At 68.1% G+C, this 16209-nt stretch carries 15 protein-coding genes; 10 read left to right on the top strand and 5 right to left on the bottom strand.

What is annotated here, in order from left to right; all coding sequences use genetic code 11:
• Positions 1-124: 124 nt before the first annotated feature.
• Entirely contained in the window at positions 125-3919 is a 3795-nt protein-coding gene (locus tag LGM71_RS14585; RefSeq protein WP_226115226.1) for a DUF748 domain-containing protein, read from the top strand.
• Positions 3920-3988: 69 nt separating this feature from the next.
• Here the strand turns inward: LGM71_RS14585 and LGM71_RS14580 are convergent, their stop codons facing one another.
• Entirely contained in the window at positions 3989-4210 is a 222-nt protein-coding gene (locus LGM71_RS14580; RefSeq protein WP_059448952.1) for a hypothetical protein, read from the bottom strand.
• A 289-nt stretch (positions 4211-4499) separates the two neighbouring features.
• Between LGM71_RS14580 and LGM71_RS14575 the strand changes: the two genes are divergently transcribed.
• Positions 4500-6176: an alkaline phosphatase family protein gene (locus tag LGM71_RS14575; RefSeq protein WP_226115225.1), complete on the top strand. Its 1677-nt coding sequence runs from the start codon at positions 4500-4502 to the stop codon at positions 6174-6176.
• A 79-nt stretch (positions 6177-6255) separates the two neighbouring features.
• Here LGM71_RS14575 and LGM71_RS14570 read toward each other — a convergent pair whose 3' ends face one another.
• Complete coding sequence (locus LGM71_RS14570) at positions 6256-7152, bottom strand: LysR substrate-binding domain-containing protein (RefSeq protein ID WP_124901714.1); 897 nt, start codon at positions 7150-7152, stop codon at positions 6256-6258.
• 162 nt (positions 7153-7314) lie between these two features.
• Between LGM71_RS14570 and LGM71_RS14565 the strand changes: the two genes are divergently transcribed.
• The 6 genes from LGM71_RS14565 (at position 7315) to LGM71_RS14540 (ending at position 11969) form a co-directional block, all read left to right on the top strand.
• Entirely contained in the window at positions 7315-8166 is an 852-nt protein-coding gene (locus LGM71_RS14565; protein WP_059598945.1) for an ABC transporter permease, read from the top strand.
• Positions 8167-8173: 7 nt separating this feature from the next.
• On the top strand, positions 8174-9205 hold the full coding sequence (locus LGM71_RS14560; protein ID WP_226115224.1) for an ABC transporter ATP-binding protein: 1032 nt from the start codon (positions 8174-8176) through the stop codon (positions 9203-9205).
• Between the two features lie 35 nt (positions 9206-9240).
• Positions 9241-10329, top strand: a complete 1089-nt coding sequence (locus tag LGM71_RS14555) for an extracellular solute-binding protein (protein WP_124901711.1) — start codon at positions 9241-9243, stop codon at positions 10327-10329.
• Between the two features lie 10 nt (positions 10330-10339).
• On the top strand, positions 10340-11170 hold the full coding sequence (locus LGM71_RS14550; protein WP_226115223.1) for an ABC transporter permease: 831 nt from the start codon (positions 10340-10342) through the stop codon (positions 11168-11170).
• Positions 11171-11240: 70 nt separating this feature from the next.
• Complete coding sequence (locus LGM71_RS14545; protein WP_409360394.1) at positions 11241-11711, top strand: TIGR00725 family protein; 471 nt, start codon at positions 11241-11243, stop codon at positions 11709-11711.
• Positions 11712-11774: 63 nt separating this feature from the next.
• Positions 11775-11969, top strand: coding sequence for a YqaE/Pmp3 family membrane protein (locus LGM71_RS14540; protein WP_044848494.1), 195 nt, complete (start codon positions 11775-11777; stop codon positions 11967-11969).
• A 103-nt stretch (positions 11970-12072) separates the two neighbouring features.
• Here LGM71_RS14540 and LGM71_RS14535 read toward each other — a convergent pair whose 3' ends face one another.
• The 3 genes from LGM71_RS14535 to LGM71_RS14525 are packed head-to-tail and all read right to left on the bottom strand — an operon-like array spanning position 12073 to position 14682.
• A complete protein-coding gene (locus tag LGM71_RS14535) occupies positions 12073-12252 on the bottom strand; it encodes a hypothetical protein (protein WP_059598950.1) in 180 nt (59 codons plus the stop codon).
• A complete protein-coding gene (gene cydB / locus LGM71_RS14530; RefSeq protein ID WP_059598951.1) occupies positions 12224-13231 on the bottom strand; it encodes a cytochrome d ubiquinol oxidase subunit II in 1008 nt (335 codons plus the stop codon). The genes LGM71_RS14535 and cydB overlap by 29 nt, the downstream gene beginning before the upstream one ends.
• Positions 13232-13260: 29 nt before the next feature.
• On the bottom strand, positions 13261-14682 hold the full coding sequence (locus LGM71_RS14525; RefSeq protein WP_124624418.1) for a cytochrome ubiquinol oxidase subunit I: 1422 nt from the start codon (positions 14680-14682) through the stop codon (positions 13261-13263).
• 491 nt (positions 14683-15173) lie between these two features.
• Between LGM71_RS14525 and LGM71_RS14520 the strand changes: the two genes are divergently transcribed.
• Entirely contained in the window at positions 15174-15497 is a 324-nt protein-coding gene (locus tag LGM71_RS14520) for a hypothetical protein (protein WP_124901707.1), read from the top strand.
• Between the two features lie 13 nt (positions 15498-15510).
• Positions 15511-16038: a YMGG-like glycine zipper-containing protein gene (locus tag LGM71_RS14515; RefSeq protein WP_226115221.1), complete on the top strand. Its 528-nt coding sequence runs from the start codon at positions 15511-15513 to the stop codon at positions 16036-16038.
• Positions 16039-16209 lie beyond the last annotated feature (171 nt).

Raw genomic sequence — 16209 nt, 5'->3', positions numbered from 1 at the left:
GCGGGCGCGGCGGCCTCGCCCGAACGTCGTTCCGTCACCACCTGAGCCTATACTTTCGGGATAGCGTGCGCGGCCGTGCCGGTTTTCCGGCGCGGCCCGGCATCCATTCCCGAGGCATCCAAGCATGTCAAGCGCAGACAAAGAAACCAAATCCTCGACCCTTCATGCCCTCGGCGGCGTGGCACGCTCGCGCCGGACCCGGCGCATCGGCCTCGGCGTACTGATCTTCCTCGTTTTATTCGGACTGCTCGGATTCTTCGCGGCGCCGCCGCTGATTCGTCACATTGCTGAACAGCAACTGAGCCAGCAGCTCGGCCGGCCGTCCACCATCCGGCGCATCGCGCTGAACCCTTACACGCTGAACCTCGAAGCCGACGGCGTGCACGTCGGCGAGCGCGGCGGCCAGGGCGACTTCATCGACATCGGCAAGCTCGTCGTGCGGCCGTCGTGGTCGTCGCTGTTCCGCGGCGCGCCGATCGTCAACGAAGTGCGCGTCGACTCGCCGCGCTTCCATGTCGTCCGATACGACGCGCAGCGCTTCAACTTCACCGATCTGATCGAGAAGTTCTCGACGCCGTCCAAACCCGAAAGCAAGCCGACCCATTTCTCGGTATCGAACATTCAGGTCAACGACGGGCGGATCGACTTCGACGACCGCCTGCTGAACGAAAAGCACGTGGTCGACAACTGGACGCTCGGCATTCCGTTCATCGCGACGCTGCCGTCGAAGACCGACATCTTCGTGCAGCCGAAGCTGCGCGCGCGATTCGACGGCAGCCCGATCGCGATCGACGGCAAGACGAAGCCGTTCGCGCTGTCGCGTGAGTCGGAAGTCGCGCTGAAGTTCGACCGGCTCGACGTGCCGAAGCTGATTTCGTACGCGCCGGCGAAGCTGCCGGTGATCGTCACGAGCGGCCTGCTGAGCAGCGACCTCACGCTGAATTTCGTGATGAGCGGCGACACGCCGTCGCTGCGCGTGTCGGGCACCGTGGATCTCAACGACGCGAAGGTGACCGACCGCGCGTCGGCGCCGCTGTTCGCCGCGCGCGGCGTGCACGTCGCGGCCGCCGGCCTCGAGCCGCTGCGCAACGTGCTGCATTTCGACGAGATCCGGCTCGACCAGCCGGTCGTCGACCTGGCGCGCGACAAGCAGGGCGTGCTGAACGTCGAGAAGCTCGTCGGCCCGCCGGCCGCCGAGCCGAAGGCCGACGCGGGCAAGCCGGCCGCGTCGGGCGCCGCCGCATCGGGCGCCGCCGTATCGACCGCCGCCGCCAACGCCGCCAGCGGCGCGAAGGTCGAAGCCGCCGCGAAGGAAGCGCCGCCGCTCGACCTGACGATCCGTCATTTCGCGATCGACGGCGGCACGATCAACGTCGACGACCGCGTGCCTGCGACGCCGACCGCGATGTCGCTGACGAAGCTCGCCGCGACGCTCGACGGCTTCACGCTGCAGGGCAAGACGCCCGCGAAATACACGCTGTCGACGTCGCTGTCGCGCGGCGGCGACGTGAAGGCCGAAGGCGCGTTCAGCCTGGCGGCGAAGCAGGCCGACACGAAGCTGACGGTCGACGCGCTCGCGTTGCCGACGCTGCAGCCGTATCTCGGCGAGGCGACCCGTGCGCGCGTGCTCGACGGCACGCTCGGCGCGAGCGTCAACGCGAAGGCCGACTGGGGCAAGACGCCGCTCGACGCGCAGGTCGCCGACAGCACGGTGAGCCTGAAGTCGCTCAAGCTCGCGACGCCGGACGCGAAGGCGCCCGCGATCGTGCTGCCCGACGCGAGCGCGAAGATCGCGAAGGTCGACGTCGCCGCGCGCACGGCGGAAATCGCGAGCGTCGATGCGACCGGGCTCGCGCTCGACGTGAAGCGCCTGAAGGACGGCAAGATCGACCTGGCTGCGCTGGCCGAACCCGCGCAGAAGGCGGTGCCCAAGCGCACGGTCGCGCGCAAGGCCGAGGCGGCCGCGCCGTCGTGGCATTACCGGATCGACGCGCTGAACGTGAAGGAGTCGTCCGCGAACTTCACGGACCTGTCGACGCCGCGCCCTGTGAAGCTCGCGATCAAGCCGCTCGACCTGTCGGTGCAGAAGATCAGCGATGACATGACGAAGCCGCTGCCGGTTCAGCTGAAGGCGACGCTGAACCGCAAGGGCTCGGTGAACGTGTCGGGCGATGTGACCGCGCAGCCGCTGAAGCTAGGCCTGAAGATCAACGGCAACCGCCTCGACGCGGCTGCGTTCGAGCCGTACTTCGGCAGCGCGCTGAACGCGACCATCGCGAGCGCGCTGCTCAACGCGCAGGGCAACCTGACGTTCGCGCAGGTGAAGGACGTGCCGCGCGCGACCTATCGCGGCGATGTCGCGCTGGTCGACGTGCGGATGCTCGACAAGGCGACGTCCGACCCGTTCGCGGGCTGGCGCTCGCTCGCGCTGTCGAACCTGAAGGTGAACTACGACGAGAAGGGCACCGACGTCGACGCCGCGCGCGTGACCTTCTCGAACTTCTACGGCCGTGTGCTGCTCGATGCGCAGGGGCGGCTGAACCTGAAGGACGTCGTCGCGAAGGAGACGGGCCCCGCGCAGTCGCTCACGCGCGACGCGAGCAAGAACGAACCTGTGCCGCTGTCGCCGGGCATGACGCCGCCGGCCGCGGCCGTGCAGCAGGCGTCCGCGCCGGCCGCCGCATCGGCGACGGTCGCCGTGAAGGCCCCGCCGCCGCCGCAGAATCCGGTGCGCATGCATTTCGGCCAGCTCGTGCTGCAGAACGGCCGCGTGACCTACACCGACAACTTCATCAAGCCGAACTACACGGCGAACCTGGTCGCGATCAAGGGGACGGTCGGCGCGTTCGGCACGGACTCGACGACGTCCGCGCCGGTCGACGTCGCCGCGAATCTCGCGGGCAACGGGCCGATCTCGATCAAGGGCTCGGTGAACCCGCTGATCGACAAGCCGGCGCTGGACCTCACGGCGACCGCGCATGACATCGAGCTGACCAACCTGACGCCGTACTCGGCGAAGTACGCCGGCTACCCGATCACGAAGGGCAAGCTCAACGTCGACCTGCATTACGAGCTCGCGAACGACCAGTTGAAGGCGAACAACCACATCTTCATCGACCAGCTCACGTTCGGCGATCACGTCGAGAACGACACGGCGACGAAGCTGCCCGTGAAGCTCGCGATCTCGCTCCTGAAGAACACGCGCGGCGAGATCGACGTGAACCTGCCGGTGTCGGGCTCGCTGTCGAATCCGGAGTTCAGTATCGGCGGGCTGATCTGGCGCGCGGTGCTGAACCTGATCGCGAAGGCCGTGACGTCGCCGTTCACGCTGCTCGCGAACGCTTTCGGCGGCAGCGGCGGCGAGGATCTCGGGTACGTCGAGTTCGCGCCGGGCTCGTACGCGCTGACCGACGCGCAGCAGAAGAAGCTCGACACCGTCGTGAAGATGCTGACCGAGAAGCCGTCGATCCGGCTGGACCTGATCGGCCGCGTCGATCCGGCGAAGGACACGCCGGGGCTGCGCGACGCGTACGTCGAGCGGCTGGTGCGTCAGCAGAAGCTGAAGGACGTGGTCGGCCAAGGAGAGAGCATCGATCCGATGTCGGTGAAGGTCGAACCGGCCGAGTACACCAAGTACCTGACGCGTGCATACAAGGCCGCCGACTTCAAGAAGCCGCGCAACCTGATCGGCCTGCAGAAGACGCTGCCCGATGCGGACATGAAGAAGGCGCTCGCCGATCACGCGCCGGCAGACGACAACGCGCTGCGCGCGCTCGCGCAGCAGCGCGCGCAGGCCGTGCGCCAGTACCTCGACGGCAAGATCGATTCGAGCCGCATGTTCGTCGTGGCGCCGAAGCTCGATGCGAAGGGCATCGAGGACAAGGGCGCGACGACCCGCGTCGACTTCGGCCTGCAGTAAGCCGCGTCACGCCATCATCCGCCGCCGCCGCGCCCGACCGGCAATCGGGCGCGGCGGCGCGCCTTCCTTTCAGCGCTCGGCGATCGCCGGTTCGCGCTTGTCCAGTTCCTTCCTCGCGGCCAGCGGCAGGCGGGCATCGTCCCACTGCGTCAGCCACTCGACCTCCTTCGCGGTAAACACTTGTCCGTAGTTGCGCAGCGCGTATTGCAACGCGTCGACGACGTGGTGGCGAATGATTTCGGGGGTACGTGCATCGTCCAGCACGAACCGGAGAGCTTCCAGGGTCGACATACTCGTGCTCCGGGTCAGGGAAAACCCTTTATCACACACCAATAGTCATGCGCCAAGTGCGAAAAAAATGCCGCGGCGGGCGATGGCGCGCACGATGCACCGGCCCGGTGCGCACGGCGCCGCGTGCGCCCGCTCGCCTTGCTTTGCGACGGCGTCGTGTCATTTGCGATTGGTTACGTTTGACAGAAAACAGAAAGCCCCGCTTCATCGGACCGCCGCACGATCCCGCCATATTCTGCTCGCCTGTTGGCAGGTCACGCAGTTCAACGTCAATCGATGAGGTGGGGTGATGATGTCTTTCCTTGGTAAGCAGCGGAAGGTGGCGGCGATGATGGCGGGCGCGCTGGCGCTCGCAAGCGCGGGTGTCTACGCGGCGCAGCAGGATGGCAACGGTCAGGGTAATGACGCCGGCCGCGGCCGGCGTGTCGTGAAGCACGTGCTGCTGATCAGCGTCGACGGCCTGCACGAACAGGACCTCGCGCGCTGCATCGGCGCGAACACGTGTCCGAACATTGCGGTGCTCGCGCAAAACGGCGTCACGTACGCGAACGCCTATACGCCGGGCCTGTCGGATTCGTTCCCGGGCCTCGCGGCGCTCGTGACGGGCGGCTCGCCCAAGACGGCCGGCCTGTTCTACGACGTGTCGTATGACCGCAACCTGTATGCGCCGAGCGACACGACCTGCTCGGGCAACCAGGGCTGGAACGTCGTGTTCGACGAGACGACCGGCATCGATGCGTTCAATGGCGGCGCGCTCGTGCACCTCGACGGCGGCGGCGCGTTCAACCCGCAGGCGATCCCGCATGCGAAGGTCAATGGCCAGTGCGTGCCCGTCTATCCGCACAACTACGTGAAGACCAACACGGTGTTCGAGGCCGTCAAGGCCGGCGTGCCGAACGCATACACCGCGTGGGCCGACAAGCACGCGTGGGGCTACGACTGGCTGAACGGCCCGTCGGGCACGGGCGTCGACGATCTGATGCGCACCGAGATCAACTCGATCGACCCGGCGACGAACACCGCATACACCGACGTCTATTCACACACCGCGCGCTTCGACAACCTGCACGTGCAGGCGCTGGTCAACCAGATCGACGGCCGCGACTCGACCGGCACGAAGAACGCGCCGGTGCCGACGCTGTTCGGCGCCAACTTCCAGACGCTCAGCGTCGCGCAGAAGGCGCCGGTCGCGAAGGGCGGCGGCTATCTCGACGCGAACTTCACGCCGAACGGCCAGGTCGCGAACGCGATCACGTACGTCGACAACTCGATCGGCCGCATCGTCAACGAGTTGAAGCAGCGCAACCTGTACACGTCGACGGCGGTGATCGTCACGGCGAAGCACGGCCAGTCGCCGACTGATCACACCAAGCTCGTGAAGAATGGCGACACGCTGACGAAGCTGCTCGAAGCGAACAACTATCTCGACCCGAACGGCAACTTCGGCCAGAACAACACGACGACGGGCAACCTGAACGACGGCTCGGGCCTGGTCGGCACGGGCTTCGTGCAGACCGACGACGTCGGCCTGATCTGGCTGCGCGACCGCGGCCAGCGCGCGGCCGTGGTGCAGACGCTGAAGGCGAACCTCGGCTGCAACGCGCCCGGGATCTGCGCGGACGGCTCGCAGGCGTACATCCTGTACGGCGCGGCGCTGGCCGATCGGTTCGGCGATCCGGCCAACGGCCGCACGCCGGACATCATCGTGCAGCCGAATCCGGGCGTGATCTACACGTCGAGCACGAAGAAGGACGAGGAGCACGGCGGCAATGCGCCGGACGACAGCCACCTCGGCCTGCTCGTGTCGTATCCGGGGCTTCACCGCGCGCGCATCGTGAGCGATCTCGTCGGCACGAAGCAGGTCGCGCCGACGATCCTCGGGCTGCTCGGCGCCGATCCGAAGCTGCTGCACGCGGTCGTGGCCGAGAACACGCACGTGCTGCCGGGGCTCGGCATCGACCACTGACGCAACGTGAGGGGCGGTACGGCGACGTGCTACGGGCGCCGCCGTGCCGCCCAGGCGTGCCCGGCCATGTCGGGCGCGCTCATCGGTCCGCGCATTCGTCGAGCATCCATTCCCTGAAGCGCCGCAACGCGGCGCTCGTCTCCAGGCGCTCCGGCGCGTAGCACAGGTAGTGCCCCTGCGCGTCGACGTCGACGGGCGCGTCGAACGGTTCGACGAGCGCGCCGCTCGCGAGCGTGTCGGCGATCAGGAAGCGCGGCACGAGCGCGAGCCCGAGCCCGGCTTGCGCGGCCTGGATCAGCACCGAATACTGTTCGAAGCGCGGCCCCGCGAGCGCGTTCATCCCGGCGACGCGGTGGCGCTCCGCCCAGAGGGACCACGCGATCTCCGCCTGCTCGTGCACGAGCCGCGGCGCGGCGGCCGTGTCGGCGGGCGTGCGCAGCGCATGTCGCGCCGCGAATTCGCCGGAACAGACCGGCACGAAGGTGCGGCCGTCCAGGTAATCGCATCGGACGCCTTCCCATGCGCCGTCGCCATAGCGTATTGCTGCGTCGAGTCCGAACGGAAACACGTCGCCGTGCGCGAGATGGCGGCGAAAACTCAGCGTGACCTCCGGTGCGCCGGCCAGAAAGCGCGCGAGGCGCGGCACCAGCCACTTCGTCGTGAAGGTCGGCACGCTTGCGATCGTCAGCAGGTCGCTGTCCTCGCGCGCGCTCAGCAATTCGATCGATGCGTTGCCGATCTCGCGCAGCGGGCCGATCACGCGCGCGTGATAAAGCTGCCCGGCGCGCGTGAGCGCGAGATTGCGCCCCTCGCGCACGAACAGCTTCACGCCGAACAGCGTCTCGAGATTCGCGATCTGCCGGCTGACCGCGCTCGGCGTCAGGCCGAGCTCGCGCGCCGCATACGAGAAGTTCAGGTACTTCACGGAACTCGCGAACGCGTGCAGCTCCGCGACGTTGGGAAACAGGTGCTTCACGGCGAACTATTCCTTGCGCGCACAGATCGATGCGGGCGTTGTACGTTTTTTTCATGACGATGCCATGTCGGATCCGCACACTGCGTCCGTCATGACAACGCGTTCCGGCCCGGCCCGGCGGGCGTTGCGTGACCCGTTCCGTGTCCGTCAGCGAGATTCGCCATGCATCCGCCATCCGCTCCGGCCCTTGCCGAAGCTATTCCGATTCGTCGTAACAAACGGCCGCGCGCGATGGCGGGACGCCTGCTGCTGCGGGCGTTCGTCGCGGTGTTCGGGCTGTATCTCGCGCTGCCGATCGTGCTGCTGCTGATCGGCTCGGTCGGCCAGTCGTGGACGAACACGCTGCTGCCGACCGGCATCACGTCGCACTGGTTCGTCGATCTGGCCGCGAATCGCAGCTTTACCCGCGCATTCGGCACGAGCCTCGTGGTCGCGCTCGCCTGCTGCGCGATCAATGCCGTGCTGGCGTTGCCGCTCGCCTATGCGCTGCATCACCGCGCACTGGCCGGCCGTGGCTTCGCGGCGCGCATCGTGATGCTGATGCCGATCGCGGTGCCGGCGCTGACGCTCGGGTTCGGCTACATCGCGATCTTCAGCGGCGATGCGCTGCCGTGGCTCGGCACGCTGCCGCTGATGATCGCCGCGCACGCCGTGCTGACGCTGCCGTACCTGCTGCAGACGCTGCTGAGCGACTTGCGCCACCTTGGCCTCGCGCATCTCGAGGCATGCGCGGCCACGCTCGGCGCGACGCCGCTGCGCCAGTTCTTCACGATCGTGCTGCCGAACCTGCGGCACAGCCTGTTCTCCGGCCTGGTGATGGTCGCCGCGCTGTCGATCGGCGAATTCCAGATCTCGAACCTCATCGCGGGCTTCCGTTACCGCAACTATCCGATCGTGCTGCTGCAGGCGTTCTACGGCGCGTCCGGGATGGCCTGCGCGGCGACCGTCGTGCTGCTCGTCCTCGCCGTGCTCGCGACACTCGCCTCCGTCTTCACCGTGCAACGCCTGAAGTGAAACCGTCATGAGTCTCGATTTCGAAAACGTCAGCTTCCAGTATCCGGGCGCCCGTCAAGGCGTCGACGCGGTCACGCTGTCCGCGGCCCAGGGCGAGCTGCTCGCCGTGATGGGCCGCAGCGGCTCCGGCAAATCGACGCTGCTGCGCCTCGCCGCCGGCCTGCTCGACGGCTACCGCGGCCGCATCGCGATCGGCGGCCGCGACATGGCCGGCGTGCCGGTGTGGCAGCGCGAGGTCGGGATGGTGTTTCAGCACTACGCGCTGTTTCCGAACCTGTCGGTCGTCGACAACGTCGCCTATGGCCTGAAGATGCGCGGCATGGCCGCGGCGCCGCGCCGCCGCCGCGCGCTCGAGATGCTCGAACGTGTCGGCCTCGCCGCGCAGGCCGATCGCAGCACGGCGCTGCTGTCCGGGGGGCAGCAGCAGCGCGTCGCGCTGGCCCGCGCGCTCGTGATCCAACCGAAGCTGCTGCTGCTCGACGAGCCGCTCGCAGCGCTCGACGCCGGCATTCGTCACCAGTTGCGCGACGAGATCCGCGCGCTGCAGCGCGCCTGCGGCGCGACGACGCTGCTCGTCACGCACGACCAGGATGAAGCGCTCAGCATGGCCGATCGCGTGGCGATCGTCGACGGCGGACGCATGCTGCAGGCCGGCACCCCGCGCGACCTGTACGAGCGTCCTGCGACCGCACAGGTCGCGCGTTTCGTCGGCCATTCGACGCTGCTGCGCGGCCGTGTGCTCGCACATGGCGCGGTCGACGTGCGGTTCACGACGCTGTGCGCGGAGACGGGGGCGCACCGGCCGGGCGACCCGGTCGACGTGCTGATCCGGCCGGAACACCTGCAACCCGATCCACCCGGGGACGTCGCGAACCGCATCGATGGCCGCATCGGCGAGGTGCGCTACTTCGGCGCGACACAGCGCTTCGACTTCGTGCCGGCCGGCGCGACCGACGCACTGCTCGGCGAAGGGCGCGAACTGCCCGCGCGCTGCGTGTCGATCGAGCCGCGCCATCTGCTCGTGCTGCCCGCCGCGTGAGCGCGGGCGACCTATTCATTCAACGGAGAATCACGATGTCTGCACGCCGCCACTTTCTTCATGCGACGCGCCGCCGCCTGCTGGCGCTCTGCGCGTTCGCGACCTTCGCGCCGGCGCTGGCCCATGCCGCGTCGCTGTATCCCGGGGAGGACGCGCTGTACGAGAAGGCCGCCGACGAAGGGCTCGTCGTGTCGTTCGACACGGGCCCGGAATGGGCGAACTGGAAGTCGCTGTTCGCCGAATTCCGCAAGCGTTACCCGAAGGTCGAGATCACGTACAACGACATCGGCTCGGCGGCCACGGTCGTCGCGCTCGACAAGTCGCGACGCCGCCCGCAGGCCGACACGGCGTACTACTTCGCGGCGTCGGCGCTCGATGCGACGGCCAAGGACGTCGTCGCGCCGTTCAAGCCGGTCAATTTCGACAAGCTGCCCACGGTGTTTCGCGCGGCCGACGGCCGGTGGTTCGCGGTGCACTCGCTGAACATCGCGTTGCTCGTCAACAAGAAGCTCGTGAAGAACGTGCCGCAGCGCTGGTCCGACCTGCTGAAGCCCGAATATCGCAATGCGGTCGTCTATCTCGACCCGCGCTCGACCGGGCAGGGGCAGGTCGCCGTGTTCGCCGCCGCCTATGCGAACGGCGGCAGCGTCGACAACCCGAAGCCTGGTGCGGAGTTCTTCGGCAAGCTGAAGCAGGCGGGCAACGTGCTGCGCGTCGAGGGGACGACGCCGTACGCGAAATTCGTCAAGGGCGAGATTCCGATCCTGATCGGCTACGAGAACGACGGGCTCAAGGCCAAGTACACGGACGGCATGGGCGATGCGGCCGAAGTCGTGATCCCGCAGGACGGCAGCGTATCGGCGCCGTATGCCATGAGTCTCGTGAAGAACGGACCGAATCCGGCCGCCGCGCAATTGTGGCTCAACCTCGTGATGAGCGACGTCGGCCAGGCGCTGTTCGCGCAGGGCTACGTGCGCCCGGCCGTGCCCGGCACGCCGGTCGTGCAAGAGGTTGCCGCGAAGCTGCCGAACGCGCCGCAGGTGCGTCCGCTCGACGTCGCGAAGGCCGCGACGCACAAGGCCGAAGTCGACCAGCTCTGGTCGCAGGCCACGCTCGGCAAGTAAGGGGCGCGCGATGCGGGTTTCGTCCATGCGGCATGGCGTCCTGCGCCGCTACGGCGCGGTGCCGGCGGCCGCGCTGTTCGCGGTGTGCTTCGCGCTGCCGCTCGCCGCGCTCGTCGGCGCCGCATTCGAAGGCGGCGGTCGCGCCTTCGCCGCGGTGTTCGGCGATCCGCTCGTCGCCGACGCGATCGTGCGTTCGCTGGCGCTCGCGATCGGCGCCGGCACGCTGTCCGTCGCCGCTGGCGTGCCGGTCGCGTTCGTGCTGGCCGGGCAGTCGCCGGCGCGCCGCCGCTGGTCGCTCGCGCTGCTCGGCGTGCCGCTCGCCTTCTCCGGCCTCGTGATCGCGTACGGCTTCATCCTCGTGTTCGGCCGCGCCGGTTTCGTGACGATGCTGCTGGCGTCGCTCGGCGCGGACCCGACCGTGGTCGGCGGCGCGATCTACTCGATGCCGGGGCTCGCGTTCGCCTATGCGTATTACCTGATCCCGCGCGTCGCGCTGATGCTCTACCCGGCGCTCGCGAATCTCGACCGGCGGCCGCTCGAGGCGGCGCTGACGCTCGGCGCGCGGCCGTGGCGCGCGTGGTTCGACGTCGCGTGGCGCGAGCTGTGGCCGTCGATCGCGGCCGCGTGGTGCCTCGTGGGTGCGATCGCGCTCGGCACGTACGGCACGGCGCTCGCGCTGGCCGGCACGCAGGTCAACATCCTGCCGCTGCTGATGTATCTGAAGCTGTCCGACGGGCAGACCGATTTCTCGCAGGCCGCCGTGCTGTCGATCGTGCTGACGGCGCTTTGCACCTGCGTTCTTGCACTGGGGGAAGGACTTGCACGGCAACGACGTCATTGAATGGTCGGACGACACGCGCGCCGCGCTGGCGCAACTCGCGCAGCGACAGCGCGGCGCGCAACCGCACCGGATGCCGGTCGGCGTGATCGGGCCGCGCGACGCGACGGACACGCAGCTCGCCGTCGCCGAGCGGATCGCGCACGGGATCGCGGCGACGGGCATCGCGATCGTCGGCGGCGGCAAGCAGGGCGTGATGGAGGCCGCCGCGCGCGGCGCGCGGGCCGCGGGTGGATGCGCGATCGGGCTGCTGCCCGAGGATGATGCGCGGGACGCGAATCCGTATCTGACCGTTGCGCTGCCGACCGGGCTCGGCATTACGCGCAACGCGCTGATCGCGCGCGCATCAGTGTGCCTGATCGCGGTCGGTGGCGGTCTCGGCACGCTGTCGGAAATCGCGCTGGGGCTGCAATGGGGCAAGCCGGTGTTCGGCATCTGCGACGCGCCGCAGGTGGCGGGCGTCGAGCGTTTCGACGAAGCGGGCCTGCTCGTCGCGCGCGTTGCGCGATGGCTGTCCGGTTCGGAGCAGGTCGGCTTGAAATGAGGGGCATGACGCGCCATATTGGCCGCGTACGTTGTTCCTCATTGATGAGAAAAAGGAAATCCGATGCGTCTGCTGCTTGCCCTCTTGCTGCCGTGGTTCCAGTTCTTCACGATCGGCCGCCCGATCGCCGGTGTGATCTGCCTGATCCTGCAGCTCACGATCATCGGCTGGCTGCCGGCCGCGATCTGGTCGGTGTATGCGCTGAGCCAGTACAAGACCGATCGCAAGATCGAGGCGGCGCTGCGCGAGCGGCGGTAGGGGAGAGGCGCGCGGCGCCGGCGAGGCCGGCGAATCGGAAACATCGGCCGGCGATATGAAAACGGCCGCTCCGATCGTCGTTCGATCGACGCGGCCGCGCAGCTTACTTCACCGCGAACAGCGTCAGGTTCATGAAGATCTTGAACGCATAGCCGAGCGTGACGGCGCCGAGCACGCCGCCCGCCCACAGCACGACGAACCACATCCAGCCGCGCATCCGTGGCCGCGGCGCGTCGGGCTGGCGAGCGGCGGAATCAGTGGTGGTAGTAATGCTGGTCTTCATGGCGCACCTTGCCTCGGAATACCCAGTAACCCATCGTCGTGTAGGCGATGATGATCGGGAGGATAACCGCTGCGCCGACCAGCGTGAAGGTCTGGCTCGAACGCGGTGCCGCCGCTTCCCAGATCGTCATCGTCTGGGGAATCGCATACGGGAACAGCGTGACGAGCAGGCCGACGTAGCCGAGCAGCACGAGCGCCAGCGCGAGCACGAACGGCGTCATGTCGTGCCGGTCGCGCACCGCGCGACGCATCCACACCGCGCACCCGGCGACCAGGAACGGCACCGGCAGCAGGCGCCAGAACAGCCCCGAATCGAACCAGCGCTGCGCGATGGCCGGATCCTGCAGCGGCGTCCACAGGCTGACGACCGCGATGAAGCCGAGCAGCACGACGGTCAGCGGCCACACGACGCGATGCAGGCGCCGTTGCAGGTCGCCTTCCGTCTTCGCGACGAGCCAGCAGCAGCCGAGCAGCGCATACGTGACGATCAGGCCGAGGCCCGTCAGCAGGCTGAACGGCGTGAGCCAGTCGAACGCGCCGCCGGCGTACACGCCGTCCTTCACGTCGATGCCCTGCAGGAACGCGCCGAGCGCGATCCCCTGGAACAGCGTCGCGCCGGCCGAGCCGCCGATGAACGCGAGATCCCACAGCTGCTTCGTGCGCCGCGCCTTCGCGCGGATCTCGAACGACACGCCGCGGAAGATGAGGCACACCAGCATGAAGATCAGCGGCAGGTATAGCGCCGACAGCACCGTCGAATAGACGACCGGGAACACCGCGAACAGCCCGGCGCCGCCGAGCACGAGCCACGTCTCGTTGCCGTCCCACACGGGCGCGACGGTGTTCATCATCAGGTCGCGTTCCTTCTCGTCCGGGAAGAACGGGAAGACGATGCCGATGCCGAGGTCGAAGCCGTCGAGCACGACGTACATGAAGAGCCCCAATGCGATGATCGCGGCCCAGATTACGGTGACGTCCATAGGTTTTCTCGTTTGCGAATGGGGTGGGCTCAGACGGTCTCGATCAGCTCGTCGACGGCCGACATCGGGCGGCGCGCGGTGTGATCGGGGCGCGTGTCGGGCATGTCGTGTTTCGGGTCGTGCTTGACGTCGGGCAGCGCGGGGCCGGCCTTCATCAGCTTCAGCATGTAGTACACGCCGGTGCCGAACACGAGGAAGTACACGATCACGAACGTCATCATCGACAGGCTGACCTGCTGCACCGAAAGCGGCGACACGGCCTGCGCGGTGCGCATCACGCCATACACGACCCACGGCTGGCGGCCCGCTTCGGTCGTCACCCAGCCCGCGAGCAACGACACGAAGCCGGTCGGACCCATCACGAGCGCGAAGCGCTGGAACCACTTCGATTCATACAGCGTGCCGCGGCGGCGCAGCAGCCACGCGAGCGCGGCGAGGCCGATCATCGCGAAGCCGAGGCCGACCATGATCCGGAAGCTCCAGAACACGACCGTCGAGTTCGGGCGGTCCTCGGGCGGGAAGTCCTTGAGCCCGCGGATCTCGCCGTCCCAGCTGTGCGTGAGGATCAGGCTGCCGAGATGCGGCACCTTCACCGCGTAGCGGGTGGTCTCCGCCTGCATGTCCGGAATGCCGAACAGGTTGAGCGCAGTGCCGCCCTTTTCGGTTTCCCACAGCCCTTCGATCGCGGCGATCTTCGCGGGCTGGTGCTTCAGCGTGTTGATGCCGTGCTGGTCGCCGATCACGGCCTGCAGCGGCGCGAGCACCAGCAGCAGCCACAGCGCCATCGAGAACATCTTCTTCACGCCCTTGTCGCGGCGCCCCTTCAGCAGGTGCCAGGCGCCCGTCGCGGCCACGACGAGCGCGGCGACGATGAACGCGGCGATCGCCATGTGGAACAGGCGGTACGGGAACGACGGGTTGAAGATGATCGCGAACCAGTCGGTCGGCACGATGCGGCCGTCGACGATCTCGAAGCCTTGCGGCGTCTGCATCCAGCTGTTCGACGCGAGGATCCAGAACGTCGAGATCAGCGTGCCGATCGCGACCATCAGCGTCGCGCCGAAGTGCGCGCGCGGGCTCACGCGATTCCAGCCGAACAGCATGATGCCGAGGAAGCCGGCTTCGAGGAAGAACGCGGTCATCACCTCGTACATCAGCAGCGGGCCGGTGACGGCGCCAGCGAAGCTCGAGAAGCCCGACCAGTTCGTGCCGAACTGATAGCTCATCACCACGCCGGAGACGACGCCCATCCCGAACGCGACCGCGAAGATCTTCGACCAGAACAGGCAGAGGGTTTTGTAGTACTGCTTGCCGGTCTTCAGCCAGCGATATTCGAGCACGGCGATGAAGCTGGCGAGGCCGATGCTCAGCGCCGGGAAGACGATGTGAAAGGAGACGGTGAACGCGAATTGCAGGCGGGCCAGATCGAGGGCCGAAAAAGCGGTGTCCATACCAGTTGACCGAGGCTGACGATACCCGCCGGCGGGTGCCGGCGGACCCCGGCCGACGGGGCAGCGGGGTTGGCTGGAGTATGTGCCGCGATATTGCGCCGCGAAATGCGCCAACTCGTCGCAGATGTCCAGTCCGCCGCGCGCGTTTTCGGGATAAATCGTTGATTCGTATCAACAACACCGGTCGTCACGTGCGCGATCGTGACGTGGCGGTCTGTCGCACATGCGTCAATATGGCGCGTCGCGTCATCGGAACGGCGCGTTGCGAACCGGCGTGCTGCGTGGCGCCGCCGCTTGCGGCCAGTCCGTTTCGGCGCGTTGACGCGTAACGCGTGCAGTCCCGCTGGCGGGCCCTGGCTGACGGGGCCGGTTACATGGGTAACGTCGCGCAACATTGGCACCCGCGCCTGTAATGGCTGGCGAATCGCGCACGGCGTAGCGTTCGATATGTCCGGTTCGTATCGACGAACCGTCCTGCCGGAGAACGTGACGTGAATGGATTGAAGCTCGCGCTGGGCGCGGTCGCCGCGGTGGCCGTCGCGACGGGCGGCGTCGCGCATGCCGCCCGGGTCGGCGTGTACGTCGGCCCCGGTTACCCGTATTACTACCCGGTCGTTCCGGCGCCGTACTACTACCCGCCGCCCGTCGTCGTGGTGCCCGTCGATCCCGGTCCGCCGCCGGAGTACGTCGAGAAGGACCAGCCGCAGCAAGGCGGCGCGGACGTCTGGTACTACTGCGACGCGTCGAAGCATTACTACCCGTATGTGAAGACCTGCAAGTCGGGCTGGCGATCGGTGCCGGCGCGGCCGCAATGAGGGAGGCCCGACGATGAACCCCATGATTCGATCGCTGCGTGTGCCGGCCGTGCTGGCGCTGGCCGGCCTGCTCGGCGCGTGCGCGTACATGCCGACCGGGCCCAGCGTGATGTCGCTGCCGGGCACCGGCAAGTCGTTCGACCAGTTCCGCGTCGACGATGCGAACTGCCGCCAGTACGCGTTCCAGCAATCGGGCGGCGTGAGCGCCGGGCAGGCGTCGACCGCGAGCGCGGTCGGCAGCGCGGCCGTCGGCACCGCGCTCGGCGCGGCCGCGGGTGCCGCGTTCAACGGCGGCTCCGGCGCGGCCGTCGGCGCGGGTGCCGGGCTGCTCGCGGGTAGCGTCGTGGGCGCGGGCGCCGCGCAGGGCTCGGCCTACGACGTCCAGCGCCGCTACGACTACGCGTATCTGCAATGCATGTACGCAACCGGCAACCGCGTGCCGGTGCCGGGAGGGATGAGCGGCGGATATGTCGGAGGCGCGCAGCGCGCGGCGCCGCCGATGCCGCCGCCGGGTGTTCAGCCGCCGCCGCCGCGTTATTGACGATGCCGCCCCGAATGCCGGCCGCCCCGCCCCGGCGCGGGGCGCGTCGCTTCGTGCCGGTCGCGGGGGGATCGTGCGTCGGTGGCGCACGATCGAGCGCCGCTTCCTTGTGCGGCGCGATGCATCGGCAGGCGCTGCGCGAATTGCGTACACTCTGAGTCTCGTTTCGGC

The organism is Burkholderia sp. AU33545, assembly GCF_020419685.1.
Classification (GTDB): Bacteria; Pseudomonadota; Gammaproteobacteria; order Burkholderiales; family Burkholderiaceae; genus Burkholderia; species Burkholderia diffusa.
The sequence above is the reverse complement of the archived record's forward strand: the minus strand, read 5'-3'. Positions and strand labels throughout refer to the sequence as shown.